Genomic DNA, 12803 nt, shown 5'->3' on the forward strand with positions numbered 1-12803 from the left:
CCGGGAGGAAACGTGCCATACCGTCCTGGCAATTCAAAGGAGAAATGCGAACGACGCTCAGAAAGCCCATTTCCTCGCCAGATTTGCCATGGCATAACGCGCCCATGACACAGCTTGACCGCCTGCCGACCAAAGCCGATTTCGCCCACGTCACCGACTGGGTGTTCGATCTCGACAACACGCTCTATCCGCATCACGTCAATCTGTTTTCGCAGATCGACCGCAACATGACGGCCTATGTGGCAGCGCTTTTGACGCTGGACCCGGTGGCTGCCAAAACCTTGCAGAAGGAATATTACCGCGATCACGGCACCACCCTGCAGGGCCTGATGATCCATCATGGCATCGATCCCAACGAGTTTCTGCAGAAGGCGCATGCGATCGACTATTCGGTCGTCCCGGCCGATCCGGCGCTTGGCGATGCCATCAAGGCGCTGCCGGGCCGCAAGTTCATCTTCACCAATGGCAGCGTCAAGCATGCGGAGATGACGGCGCGGGCGCTGGGGATTCTCGATCATTTCGACGACATTTTCGATATTGTCGCCGCCGAGTATGTGCCGAAGCCCGCCGGCGATACCTATCATAAGTTCATGAGCCTGCACCGGGTCGATACCAAACATGCCGCCATGTTCGAGGACCTGCCGCGCAATCTGGTGGTGCCGAAGACGCTCGGGATGAAGACGGTTCTGCTGGTGCCGCGCAATTTCGAATACGAGTTTGCCGAAGCCTGGGAAAAAACGGAGGATGGCGATGCGCAGGTCGATTATGTTACCGAAGACCTGACGGGTTTCCTCAACCGGCTTCTGTCCGAAGGCTGACACCAGTCTTGCAACACAGTTTCGACACGGAAAAACCCTTTTCTTGTCAAAGACTTAAATTACCAAAGTTTAACTGGCCATCCTGTTCAGGCTGTCTATCTTCCACTCAGGGACATTGATCACTGAAAGGATTTCGACATGCGCAGGAACACTTTGATTCTCGGAGCCGTCGCCGCCAGCCTCGCACTCACCGGCTTTGTTGCCCCCACATTCGCCGCCCGGCAAAAGCCGACGCCGGAGCAGCGGGCCGAATGGACGATCAAACGCTTCGATACCAACGGCGACAACAAGGTCGCGCTCGACGAAGTTCATGTCCGCACGGCAGAAACCTTCAAGGCCTTCGATACCGACGGCAACGGCCAGGTCACCCGCGAGGAAATCAAGGCGGTGCGCAAGGCCCACGGCCAGGAATGGCGGGCTGCAAAGGAAAAGACCGGCGCTGACAAGACTGCCGCGATGGAAAAGCTCCGCGAGACACGCCCGGCCATGCTGCCCGGCATGCGCCATAAGGGCTTCAAGCGCGCCGATACCGACAAGAACGGTTCGCTCAGCCTGGCCGAAGTGACGGCCCGGGCTGACCAAATGTTCAAACGCCGCGACACCAATGGCGACGGCGCCATCGATGCCTCGGACTTCACCAAGACCAGGAAGATCTGATTCTTGTCGTCCCGGCCAGCTGATGGCCGGGACGTTCAGACTGCTAACAAACCCTGAAGCCGATATTTGACGAAAGCGGTACCCCCACTCTCCGTCATCCTCACCCTTGTGGTGGGGATCCAGCGACCCGACGTCTGTCGGGTCAAAAGACTCCTTCAGCCCAAGGACTTGGCTGGCTGGATGCCCGCCACGAGGGCGAGCATGACGGAGGAAATTAAGTGCCCGAATGTTCAATACAGAACTCAGCCCCTCCCCCTTGTGGGGAGGGGTTGGGGAGGGGTCTTTCCTTCCTAAACTACCGCCCTGCCCTTCAAGCAAACCGGATCGCGCGGCGGAAGTGCGGATAGCTCCAGTCGAGCGCAAGCATCACCACCAGCGAGAGGCCGACCAGCGGGAAGATGATGCCGCCGATCGCCAGCATTGCGATCAGGCCGCCAAACACCCGCTTGTCCGCAGGCATCGGCGGCACGCCGAGCGAACCCTTCGGCCGGCGCTTCCACCACATGATCGCAGCCGAAACCGCCAAGAGCACGATGGCAATGCACGCAGCGAGCAGCACCAGCTGGTTGGCCAGGCCGAATTGCTGGCCCATATGGACGTTGATCCCCCATTCCAGCGCCTTGCCGAGCGGGCCGTAATCCGCATAGCTCATGTCGATCAGCGGCTTGCCGCTATATTGATCGAGATGCACCACCCGTTGCTGAGAGACATCGTCTGGATAGACGGAGCCGGTATAAACCCCTCGCGGCTTCGTCGGGATATTCACCGCATAACCGTGATGCAGTCCTAGCCCGTCGAAGATGGCGACAGCCTGATCGAGGCCGATTGCCGCTCCCTCGCCTGTCGACTGCGGCACCTTTGCCTGCTCCAGCGACCACGTGGTCTTGGCAACATGGTCGAGATGCTCGCCCGACATCGGCACGGCAGTCCGCACCCCGGCCGGATAGCCGAAATTGCTGCCGTTTGCCCATTCATTGACCTTTGCGCCCCAGACGCCGGACCAAGGCATGCCGGTGATCGCGAGGAAGACGATGAAGAAGCCGACGAAAATGCCGCTGACCGCATGGGTATCGCGCCAGAACACCCGCCGCTTCGGCGTGCCGCGCACGCTTAAGACCCCGCCCGTCTGGGTGCGCGGCCACCAGAGATAGATGCCGGTGGCGACCAGAAGCAACGACCAGCCCGCAGCGATCTCGATCAGCGACCGCGCAAACGAGCCGAAATATTTTAGGCTGTGCAGGGTGCGGATGGTCCACATGATGGTGCCACGATCGGGCAGCGCACCCAGCACCTTGCCGTTATAGGGGTTGACGTAAACCGCCAGTTTGCCCTCCGCCGGTGAATTGACGGTGATCTCGACCGAATCCCCCGGCGAAGACGGGTCGGTATATTTGACCGCCTTGCCGGGATAGGCGGCAAGGGCCGCAGCGACCATCGCCGACGGTGCGGCGGTGACGGTATTCTCCTGAACCTCGACATGTTTCAGGTCGGCGTAGACAAGGCCGTCGATCTCGTCGCGAAACAGGTAGAGAGCGCCGGTGACGGCCAGTGTGATCAGGAAGGGCAGGACGAGCAGGCCTGCGTAGAAATGCCAGCGCCAGACGGCGCGGTAAAGGTCGGACGGCGAACGCACCGCAACAGCAGCGTCCGCGCGGCCGATGGTGAAATCGGACATGGATATCTCCAGATGAGCAAAATTGACGGCCGTCGCCTTGCGAACGGCTCTGCTTTTATGGCGTCATGCGGAGATCAACGGAGGTGCCCTGGCTTCAGCAAAGAAACTGCGCAGGACAGCCCGGGGCACAGGCTTTGCAGCGAAATGGATTTCAACCACAACGCTGAGCGCAGGAGAAACAATATCGACCGAGCGGCCGGGCAAAGCCGGCGTATAGCCAGCGGCAAGCTGACAGAGCGTCGCGCACAGGTCGTGCGCCGCCTTTGCCGGCCCGCCGTCCGGCAAGGTCTGCTGCGGGCCGTCCTGATGTGCGATGCAGAGAATGTTGAACGGATCGACGGCAGCGCTTGCCATCGTGCCCTGCGCAATACCGGAGAGAAGCCCCTGCATCAAAAGCATGGCAGCGAACAGCGCGGCAATGGCGCCGGCCGACACTCTATCTCTCAAGATTGGCCGCAGGATTTTCATCCCGGCTCATTGCCACAGCCGCGACCCGCTGTCACTGCGACACAACGCCGGTTTTCGGACCGATGCAGTCGGCTTGAACCGGCGAATGCCTTAATGACGCCGCTTGGCACCGTCCAGCTTGATCTCGCCCTCGTCCTCGCCGTCCCAGTAATGCGCCCTGACGGCACTGACCTTGATCAGGACCAGACCCTTGGTATCGACGCCGTCCTTGAACCAGTCGTCGAGATCCTTCGTCCAGTGCTCTTTGAACGCCGCCTTGTCCTTGATGACATCAGCCTCGCCTTCGACGGCGACCATGAAGGTCTTCTTGCCCTGAAAGGAGAGTGCTACTTTCGGGTTGCGCTTGATGTCGTCGACCATGCGCGATTTTTCCCAGGTGAAATAATAGGAATCGCCGTCGTAATCGACCTCGCCATTGTTGCTCATCGGACGGCCGGCGATGGCGCCGCCGTCGGTGTGGGTCGATAGCATGGCGATATCGATATCGCGCATTTTCTTGGCTATTTCGGAAAGGCTCTTCGAAGGCATGATCGTCTCCCGTGTCGATGAATGACGGGAAAACGCAGCCCGCGCCGTTTGGTTCAGACGCGGGCTGGAGAAGATGGGATCGTTTTATCGTTCGCCGGATGCCACCGGCACCGTTGACGGATCGACCGTCTCGTAGAATTTCGCAATGATCTCCCAGGCCTCGTCGGCGGTTTCGACGAACTGGATGAGATCGAGATCGTTGGGTGCGATGGTGCCGAAATCGGCCAGCGCCTCGAAATTGATGACGCTGCGCCAGAATTTCTCGCCGAACAGGATCAACGGCACCAGCGCCATGCGGCCGGTCTGCATCAGCGTGATCGTCTCGAACAGTTCGTCAAACGTGCCAAAACCGCCCGGAAAAACCACAACGGCCTTGGCGCGCAACAGGAAGTGCATCTTGCGGATGGCAAAGTAATGGAAGTTGAACGACAGCTCTGGCGTCACATAACGATTGGGCGCCTGCTCGTGCGGAAGCACGATGTTCAGCCCGATCGATGGCGCGCCGATGTCGTCGGCACCGCGATTGCCGGCTTCCATCACGCCCGGCCCGCCGCCGGTGGTCACGACATATTCCTTGTATCCGGACTGCGCCGAATGCAGCGAGCAGAGCCGGGCAAATTTGCGCGCTTCCTCGTAATAGACCGAGGCGGCCGTCAGGTTCTGGCGCTGAGTGTCGTTCTTGGCCGCCCAGGCATCGCCGCCCGGCTCGGGAATGCGCGCCCCGCCGAACATCACCACCGTCGAATTGATGCCGCGCTCGGCCATGATCATTTCGGGCTTCAGCAGTTCCAGCTGCAGCCGCATGGGGCGCAGCTCTTCGCGGGCCATGAAATCATCGTCCGTATAGGCGAGCCTGTAGGAGGGTGACATCGATTGTGGCGTCTGCGGAACGCCTGCCGCGCGCTGACGGGTCTGCTGGCTGTCGACCAACGGGTCCCAGACCCCATCCTTGCGCCGCAGATTCCGCTTCTTCATTCTTGCCATGTCAAACTTTCCTGCCGCAAACCGACAGCAAATCATCGCTGCCGGATGCTCCTTTCAACATCCCGGTCGCTACGGATCAAATCACCCGCGCCCATTCCGGGACATACACCTTCATCCAGCCCCGACCGCAACCGAAAACCACTTCAATTTTTCGGGATCATGCTCTAGAGCAGGTTACGATAGCCGCCGAAGTTTAAGGAATTCCGATGACGACCCATGATCTCGCCTCCCTGTCGCAAACCATCGACACCGCTTTCGACAACCGCGACACCGTCACCATCAACACCAAGGGCGAGATCCGCGATGCGGTGGATACGGCACTTGATCTGCTTGACGGCGGCAAGGTGCGTGTCGCCGAGCGCAGCGCCGACGGCAACTGGACCGTCAATCAGTGGCTGAAAAAGGCCGTTCTCCTGTCCTTCCGGCTGAACGACATGGAAGTCGTCAAGGGCGGCTCGGGCCAGTCCACCTGGTGGGACAAGGTTCCCTCGAAATTCGAAGGCTGGGGCGAAAACCAGTTTCGCGAAGCCGGCTTCCGTGCCGTGCCGAACGCGATCGTTCGCCGCTCCGCCTATATCGCCCCGAACGCCATCCTGATGCCGTCCTTCGTCAATCTCGGCGCCTATGTCGGCGAGGGCACGATGGTCGACACCTGGGCGACCGTCGGCTCCTGCGCCCAGATCGGCAAGCATGTGCACCTGTCCGGCGGCGTCGGCATCGGCGGCGTGCTGGAACCGATGCAGGCCGGTCCGACGATCATCGAGGACAATTGCTTCATCGGCGCCCGCTCGGAAGTGGTCGAAGGCTGCATCGTGCGCGAAGGCTCGGTGCTCGGCATGGGCGTGTTCATCGGCAAGTCGACCAAGATCGTCGATCGCGCCACCGGCGAAGTCACCTATGGCGAAGTACCACCCTATTCCGTCGTCGTTGCCGGCTCGATGGGCTCCGGCGCCGTCATGCCGAACGGCGTGGTCGCCCCGAACCTCTATTGCGCCGTCATCGTCAAGCGCGTCGATGAAAAGACCCGCTCGAAGACCGGCATCAACGAACTTCTGCGAGACTAATCCCTATGCGCACGGAGGGGCAGCAGAGCATGTCCTGGCTGTTCTTCAGCCCCTCCGGCCGCGTCAGCCGCCTGCCTTATCTGCTCGGCTGGCTATTCTGGGCCGCAGCCAGCGGCTTCGTGCTGTCCCGCGTGCTGGTCCATCAAGGTAACGACATTCCGCTGGCGCTCTGGACCCTGATCCTCGTCGTCACCGCCCTTGTCTCCACCGCGTCGATCGCGCTGATGACCATCAAGAGACTGCACGATATCGGCTATCCCGGCCATCTGGCCATCTGCCTGTTCATTCCGGTGCTCAGCCCCGTCCTCATCCTCGCGCTCTGCCTGTGGCCGGGCAAGGAGGGGCCAAACGACTACGGCCGCTGATTGGCGGAGACATGCCGGGCTGCAGGAAAGGTACCGCCTACTGCTGCGGCATCTGGAAGGTGAAGCAGGTCTCTTCCGTCGTTGACGTGACCAAAAGCCTACCCTTGTGGGCCTTGGCGATTTCCGAGGCGATGTAGAGCCCGAGGCCGAGCCCCTGCAGGTTTGCCCTGGCCGAAGCGCGCACGAACGGCTTGAACAGGTCCTTGACCACCGCTTCGGGGATCGGCTCGCCGGCGTTGGTCACCGCAATCTCGAAAAGGCCACCCGATGTGGTGGAGCGCACCCGGATCGGCGCCTCGGGATCGCCATGGGTCAGCGCATTGGCCAAAAGGTTCGACAGCAACTGGCCGATCCGGCCCTCGTCGCAGCGGACCATCGCCTCCGTAAGGTCAGCCTCGATCCGCCGGCCCGGATTGGCCAAGCTCAGCTCCGCGACAACCTGTTCCAGAACGGGCCGGAGCGGCACGCGGTCCGCCTGTTCGATGGCAATACCGCCGCCCAGCCTGCCGCGGGCGAAATCGAGCACGTTGTCGATCAGGCCCGACATCCGCGAAATGCTGTTCTGCATCAACCCGAGTACCGTCTTGCTCTTGTCGTCGGTCACCGAGCGCTGCAGCATCCGGGTGCCGGCATCGAGCGATGCCAGCGGATTGCGCAGATCGTGGCCGAGCACGGCGATGAACTGCTCGCGCAGCTCGCTGCCCTGCCGCTCCTGGTCGATCCGGTCGTGCGCGTCGAGATGGAAGGCGATCAGATTGGCAAACAGCTGGAACATGCCGGCGATTTCCGGCGTGTTTAACTTGCGCGGCACCGTATCGATGGCGCAGAGCGTGCCGAAGAACGACCCGTCGGCAAGCGTGATCGGCACGGAAATATAGCTCTGCAAGCCATAGATCGCCGGGGTATGGTGACTGGAATAGGCCGGGTCCTCGGCGACGTTGTCGATGATCACCGGCTGGCGGTGATCGCGGATTTCGTTGCAGATCGTCGTTTCGATCTTCAGCTCGCCGCCCGGCTCCAATCCGAAAGCCAGATTGTCCTGAACGCCGCAGGCAATCCACCGGTCGGCGGTGACCCGCGCCACCGCCGCAAAGAGCATGCCCGTCGTTCTGCAGACCACATCGAGAATGGTCGGCACGGCGGTGATCTGTGCGATAGCCTCAACCGCAGCGGCGGGATTGTCGTTCAATGCATGACTTTCGATAGGAGGCATTCAAAGCAGTTCCCTCTTTCTCTGCGGAATGCACCTGAGATGCAAGCGTGATGATGGCAAGGGCGGCGACAACCGCCGCCCCTGCGGCATCATGCCTTGGCTTCGAACGGCTGCGGCCGGCGCGCTGCCCCCTGACGCTCCAGCATCCAGCCCGGATATTCCGGCGGCAGGGCGCTGACGGCGTCGAGCTTGGCCAGATCGTCGGCATCGAGCCGCAGCTTCACCGCCTTCAGGTTTTCATCCAGCTGTTCCACCCTCTTGGCACCGATGATGACGCTGGTGACGAAGGGTTTGGCCAGGATGAAGGCGAGCGCCACTTCGGCGACGCTGGCACCATGCTTTTCCGCAACCTCGCGCATCGCCGCAACGCAGGCCCAGGCCCGGTCCTTGTCAACAGGCGGAAAATCGAAGCTTGCCCGGCGGCCTTCGCCATTGCCCGGTGCGCCCGGTCCATACTTGCCCGACAGCAGCCCGCCGGCGAGCGGCGACCAGACCATCAGCCCCATCTTTTCCTCATTCAGCAACGGCACGATATCCCGCTCCAGATCGCGCCCGGCGATCGAATAATAGGCCTGCAACGTCTCGAACCGGGCAAAACCCTTGCGCTCGGAAACGCCCAGCGCCTTGGCGATCCGCCAGGCCTGCCAGTTGGACATGCCGACATAACGAACCAGTCCGCCCGAGACCAGATCGTCCAGTGCCCGCAGCGTCTCGTCGATCGGCGTCACCGTATCGGTTCCGTGGATCTGGTATAGATCGATATGGTCCATCTGCAGCCGGTCCAGGCTCTCCTCAACCGAGTCCATGATATGGCCGCGTGAGGCGCCGCGGTCGTTCGGGCCGTTGCCCATCTGGCCAAAGACCTTGGTGGCGATCACCACGTCCTTGCGCTCGACACCGAGATTGATCAGCGACTGCCCGAGCAGCCGTTCGGATTCGCCGGCCGAATAGACGTCGGCGGTATCGATGAAATTGACGCCGGCGGCCAGAGACCGCTCGACGATCCGGTCGGCCGCATCCTGATCGACACCGGCGATGCCGCCCCAAAAGGCGCCTTCGGCCGATCCGAAGGTCATCGTGCCCAGGCAGATTTCCGAAACGAACAGGCCGGTATTGCCAAGCTGATTGTAACGCATGGGGTGCTCCATAGTTCTTGAAATTAAGGGTACGGAAGGGCCCGGCAGCGCGGGCAGTGCTTTTGAGAGACGTAGGGCGCAACGGCTGTGTTGCCACCCCGGGGCTTTTCGAACGCCGCTCTGCGCGTCCAAAACGGTTTTTGCTATTCGGCCGCGACCTGCGTGCGCAGCATCGAGACGTCGCGCAGCGGCGATTGGCCGTAGAAGCGGGTATATTCCAGTCCGAACTGCGACGGGCTCTGATAACCGACGGTATGCCCGGCCATGCCGGCGTCCATATTGTCGACCAGCATCAGCCGGCGCGCCTCGTTGAGCCGCAATTGCTTTTGATACTGCATCGGCGTCATCGCCGCGACCGCCTTGAAATGATGATGCAGCGACGAAACGCTCATGCCGCAATGATCGGCCAGATCCTCGATCCGCAGGGGCCGGACATAGTGTTCCCGCAGCCAGGCGATCGCCTTGGCGACCCGGTTTCCCGGGCTGTCGGCCGTGGCGATCTGGATCAAGCGCGGCCCGTACGGTCCCGTCAAAAGACGATAGAGAATTTCCTGTTCGACGAGGGGCGCCACGCCGGCAATGTCGTTCGGAGTATCAAGGAGCTTCAAGTATCTGAGTGTCGCGTCCACCAGGGCTGGCGATGCCTTGTGGACGACAAGACCCCGCATGCCATCGGCCGTTGCCGCGACGGATGGAACGGCGATCCGCTGCAGCACCTCGCGTAGCCGGTCGGGATTGATCACCATGCCAAGCCCCAGATGCGGCGCCTGCGGACTGGCGACGCTGACCCGCGAGATAACCGGCAGGTCGAACGACACCACGACACAATCGCCAACCCCGTAATGATAGACATCCTGCCCGAGCGTCACACTTTTCTGGCCCTGGGCAATGAGCGCGAAAGCCGGACGGTGTGCCAGATGAACAGGGTTGGTGGGTGCGGTCTGGCGTCCCAGCAGCAGGTTGTCGATCGCGGTCTCGAACATGCCTGTTCCAGGCGTGTGCCGCGCAATGATCTCAGCGATTTCACCGAAGCGTTCTGTCTGGTTCTGCATGGCGCGGAAACGATACCCTGATGTTCGACTGATCCGACGCTACTCCGGAATATCGGACCGGGAAATGCCCACTCCTGCACATTTGCAGGATCGCATAGAAATCTCGGAGTATCGTTGTAACGCTATAGCCCTTGCCTGCCGCATGCTTGGCTCATCGGATCAGCACGTCCGAAGAATCAAGGAAATCGCCATGACCAGATTGACCGGAAAAACCGCCGTCGTCACCGGCGCTGCCAATGGACCGGCGGCCCGGATCGCAGCCCGGCTTGCCGCTGAAGGCGCTGCCGTCATCATCAACGATGTCGCCGATAGCGAAGGTGCATCCCGCCTTGCCGCCGGGATCGTCCGGCGCGGTGGCCGGGCTGTCGCCGTCGAGGGCGATGTCTCGCAGGCGCAGGATGTGAAACGCATTTTTCGGGCGACGATCGAGATATTCGGCCGGCCTGACATCGTCGTCAACAATGCCGGCATCGTCCGGGTCGATCCGCAACAGGCGGAAGCAGACGCCAACCGGACCTTTGCCGTCAATGTCTTCGGCACGTTCCTGATGTGCCAGGAAGCGGCCCGCCAGTTTGCCGGCAAGGGCGGCATCATCATCAATATGAGCGCCATGGCCAATGCCGCCCCGCAGGCCGGAGCGCCGGATGCGGAAACGCAGTCCACCATCAGGAGCGCCATCGACATGCTGACACTTGGCCTTGCCCGCGAATTCGCCCAGCGCGGCATCCGCGTCGTCTCGATCGATCCGGCCGGTTTCGATGCGGAAAACCTGTGCAGCCCCAATCTTCTCGAAAAGACCGCACGCCGCATTCCCGCACTAAGGTCGCTGCGCCGGGGCCGTCTGCCCGGAGCCGGCACGCAAGCCGCCTCCGACGATATCGCCTTCATCCGCAACGAGCTGGTGGCCTCCGCCGGCTGGCGCGGCTGGTGAAGAACGGCCCTTAACCGCCATCCATGCCGGACGTGCGCCGAATGCCCGCGCTCCGGCAAATTGGGGGCCTGCGCAAGACCGGTGTCAGCCGCGGCGAGCCGCTTCGATCGCCCCGACGTCGATCTTCTTCATGGTCATCATCGCATCGAAGGCGCGCTTTGCTTCACCGCCGCCGGCCGCCATCGCTTCCATCAGGACGCGGGGGGTAATCTGCCAGGACACGCCCCATTTGTCCTTGCACCAGCCGCATTCACTTTCCTGGCCGCCATTGCCGACAATGGCGTTCCAATAGCGGTCGGTTTCCTCCTGATCGTCCGTTGATATCTGGAATGAGAAGGCTTCGTCCTGTTTGAATGCGGGGCCGCCGTTCAGGCCAATACAGGCAACACCGGCAACCGTGAATTCAACAACCAGCACGTCTCCCTGCTTGCCGTCCGGATAGTCTCCAGGGGCACGCATGACGGCACCCACTGCGCTATCGGGAAATGTCTCGGCGTAAAAGCGGGCGGCGGCTTCAGCGTCTTTGTCATACCAGAGGCAGATGGTATTCTTTGCCATTGCAGTGTCCTTTCGTGCTTCATTCTCCAATTCCATCGGAACCGAAAACTAAACCGAATTGTCCAGGCCGTCCAAACCAATTCACGAGCACTATAAGCAGGGGTCGTTCTGGCCCAATTGCGGCATAAGCTGAGTCCGAAGTTTCGGAGACCCCGCAGCCGTTGAAATGCCTGCAGAACCATAGCCGTCACATGCTGGCGGGTATTCTAGGCAATCGCGATGATCTCGAGTTCCTGATCACCGGCGCCCACGACATCGCCGACGGCCTTGCCCGTCAAAAGCCGCGCCACCGGCGAGACATAGGAAATCGATCCAGCCTTGGGATCGGCTTCATCCTCGCCGACAATCCGGTAGGTCTGCACACGCCCGTCGTTGCGGCTGAACGTCACCGTGCTGCCAAACGAGACTTTGTCGATCGATGCCGGCGCGGGCATAACTTCGGCCGTATGAACCCGTGCCGCAAAATAGCGCGTATCGCGCAGCGGGGTGGCCGCCTGCCTGCGCCGTTCGTTGACGTCCTCGATCGTACTCGTGGCCTCGTAGGCCGCACGGGCCTGGCTGAGTTCCAACTCCAGCGCCTTCAATCCAGCCTCCGTCACCCGGTTCGGGTGCGGCGAAATCGGCCGGTCCGGCAAATGGGTTTCCGCAGCCGTTTCAGCACTATCATCCTTGGCAAAGGCAACACTCAATCTCAAAACTCCATTTCGGCACGATGCGCTGTTGCAGGCGCCCAGGGCAAGGGGCAAGGGGCAAGGGGCAAGGGGCCATTGCCCGCATGTTTGTCAGAACCGTCTATCGCAAGACAAGGGGTTATCCGCCGATAGTTTACTATCGGTCGCCCACGCCGCTCACGTTTCGGGTTATTTCCCAATAAGCAGCATACCATACACCGAGCCATTATCCTCACATGCCGCAGGAATTCAGACACGGCATTTGCCCAATAACACATCATCCTCGGGTCAAGCCCCTTGGATGAGGGAGGAAATATGCACCTCCTCAGTGCAGAGCACTCGTCCCGCGTTAGTGGGAGAAAACGGCCTGCCTTCATTTAACTTCAAGCACTTATCGCCCCGTCCTCCTCGCGACCACTGCCCACCCTACTTAAAAAATTATCCCCGCAAATCCCCGCCCTCAAAACCCGTGCCATCATCAGTGCGTCCTGTCATCGGCGAGACTGCTAGGCGTAGCGGTGAGACAGGGCCGGTGCCGGGTGAAGGACAGACGTAAGCCTTTGCCCGGTGGATGGTCAGAAAGTGGTTTCCCTCTCGTCTGCAAAATGGCGGGGCGTGCCTGTGAGGCACACATGAGGACCGGCGACTGGTGTGTCGAAAGACAGGCCTTTCGCGGCGAGACG

The 12803-nt window shown here is 61.2% G+C and carries 14 protein-coding genes; 5 read left to right on the forward strand and 9 right to left on the reverse strand.

Annotated features, from left to right (window positions below; genetic code table 11):
- The first annotated feature begins 104 nt into the window (after positions 1 to 104).
- Positions 105 to 818: a pyrimidine 5'-nucleotidase gene (locus tag ACP7E6_RS09235; protein ID WP_426229398.1), complete on the forward strand. Its 714-nt coding sequence runs from the start codon at positions 105 to 107 to the stop codon at positions 816 to 818.
- Positions 819 to 956: 138 nt separating this feature from the next.
- Positions 957 to 1475: an EF-hand domain-containing protein gene (locus ACP7E6_RS09240; RefSeq protein WP_426229400.1), complete on the forward strand. Its 519-nt coding sequence runs from the start codon at positions 957 to 959 to the stop codon at positions 1473 to 1475.
- 310 nt (positions 1476 to 1785) lie between these two features.
- Here ACP7E6_RS09240 and ACP7E6_RS09245 read toward each other — a convergent pair whose 3' ends face one another.
- The 4 genes from ACP7E6_RS09245 to ACP7E6_RS09260 form a co-directional block, all read right to left on the reverse strand.
- On the reverse strand, positions 1786 to 3150 hold the full coding sequence (locus ACP7E6_RS09245) for a PepSY-associated TM helix domain-containing protein (RefSeq protein WP_426229401.1): 1365 nt from the start codon (positions 3148 to 3150) through the stop codon (positions 1786 to 1788).
- A 63-nt stretch (positions 3151 to 3213) separates the two neighbouring features.
- A complete protein-coding gene (locus tag ACP7E6_RS09250) occupies positions 3214 to 3585 on the reverse strand; it encodes a hypothetical protein (protein WP_426229402.1) in 372 nt (123 codons plus the stop codon).
- A 123-nt stretch (positions 3586 to 3708) separates the two neighbouring features.
- Positions 3709 to 4146, reverse strand: a complete 438-nt coding sequence (locus tag ACP7E6_RS09255; protein ID WP_426229404.1) for a pyridoxamine 5'-phosphate oxidase family protein — start codon at positions 4144 to 4146, stop codon at positions 3709 to 3711.
- Between the two features lie 84 nt (positions 4147 to 4230).
- A complete protein-coding gene (locus ACP7E6_RS09260) occupies positions 4231 to 5130 on the reverse strand; it encodes an LOG family protein (RefSeq protein ID WP_426229405.1) in 900 nt (299 codons plus the stop codon).
- 206 nt (positions 5131 to 5336) lie between these two features.
- Here ACP7E6_RS09260 and dapD point away from each other — a divergent pair, with 206 nt between their 5' ends.
- Positions 5337 to 6194 (forward strand): 2,3,4,5-tetrahydropyridine-2,6-dicarboxylate N-succinyltransferase, encoded by an 858-nt coding sequence (gene dapD / locus ACP7E6_RS09265; RefSeq protein ID WP_426229406.1) that lies wholly within the window; start codon positions 5337 to 5339, stop codon positions 6192 to 6194.
- Positions 6195 to 6199: 5 nt separating this feature from the next.
- A complete protein-coding gene (locus tag ACP7E6_RS09270; RefSeq protein WP_426229408.1) occupies positions 6200 to 6559 on the forward strand; it encodes a DUF805 domain-containing protein in 360 nt (119 codons plus the stop codon).
- A 37-nt stretch (positions 6560 to 6596) separates the two neighbouring features.
- Here ACP7E6_RS09270 and ACP7E6_RS09275 read toward each other — a convergent pair whose 3' ends face one another.
- The 3 genes from ACP7E6_RS09275 to ACP7E6_RS09285 form a co-directional block, all read right to left on the reverse strand.
- A complete protein-coding gene (locus tag ACP7E6_RS09275) occupies positions 6597 to 7772 on the reverse strand; it encodes a GAF domain-containing sensor histidine kinase (RefSeq protein WP_426229409.1) in 1176 nt (391 codons plus the stop codon).
- Positions 7773 to 7861: 89 nt separating this feature from the next.
- A complete protein-coding gene (locus ACP7E6_RS09280; RefSeq protein ID WP_426229410.1) occupies positions 7862 to 8908 on the reverse strand; it encodes an aldo/keto reductase in 1047 nt (348 codons plus the stop codon).
- A 143-nt stretch (positions 8909 to 9051) separates the two neighbouring features.
- Complete coding sequence (locus ACP7E6_RS09285; protein WP_426229411.1) at positions 9052 to 9960, reverse strand: AraC family transcriptional regulator; 909 nt, start codon at positions 9958 to 9960, stop codon at positions 9052 to 9054.
- Between the two features lie 190 nt (positions 9961 to 10150).
- On the opposite strand from ACP7E6_RS09285, the gene ACP7E6_RS09290 reads away from it, so the two are divergent.
- Positions 10151 to 10891, forward strand: a complete 741-nt coding sequence (locus ACP7E6_RS09290; protein WP_426229412.1) for an SDR family NAD(P)-dependent oxidoreductase — start codon at positions 10151 to 10153, stop codon at positions 10889 to 10891.
- An 84-nt stretch (positions 10892 to 10975) separates the two neighbouring features.
- On the opposite strand, the gene ACP7E6_RS09295 is transcribed toward ACP7E6_RS09290, so the two are convergent.
- Complete coding sequence (locus ACP7E6_RS09295) at positions 10976 to 11449, reverse strand: VOC family protein (protein WP_426229413.1); 474 nt, start codon at positions 11447 to 11449, stop codon at positions 10976 to 10978.
- A 206-nt stretch (positions 11450 to 11655) separates the two neighbouring features.
- The gene (gene greA, locus ACP7E6_RS09300) at positions 11656 to 12138 is read right to left on the reverse strand and encodes a transcription elongation factor GreA (RefSeq protein ID WP_426229414.1); all 483 of its coding nucleotides are present in this window, start codon (positions 12136 to 12138) and stop codon (positions 11656 to 11658) included.
- Positions 12139 to 12803 lie beyond the last annotated feature (665 nt).

Source organism: Pararhizobium sp. DWP3-4, from assembly GCF_049898205.1.
In the GTDB taxonomy this organism is placed as follows: domain Bacteria; phylum Pseudomonadota; class Alphaproteobacteria; order Rhizobiales; family Rhizobiaceae; genus Pararhizobium.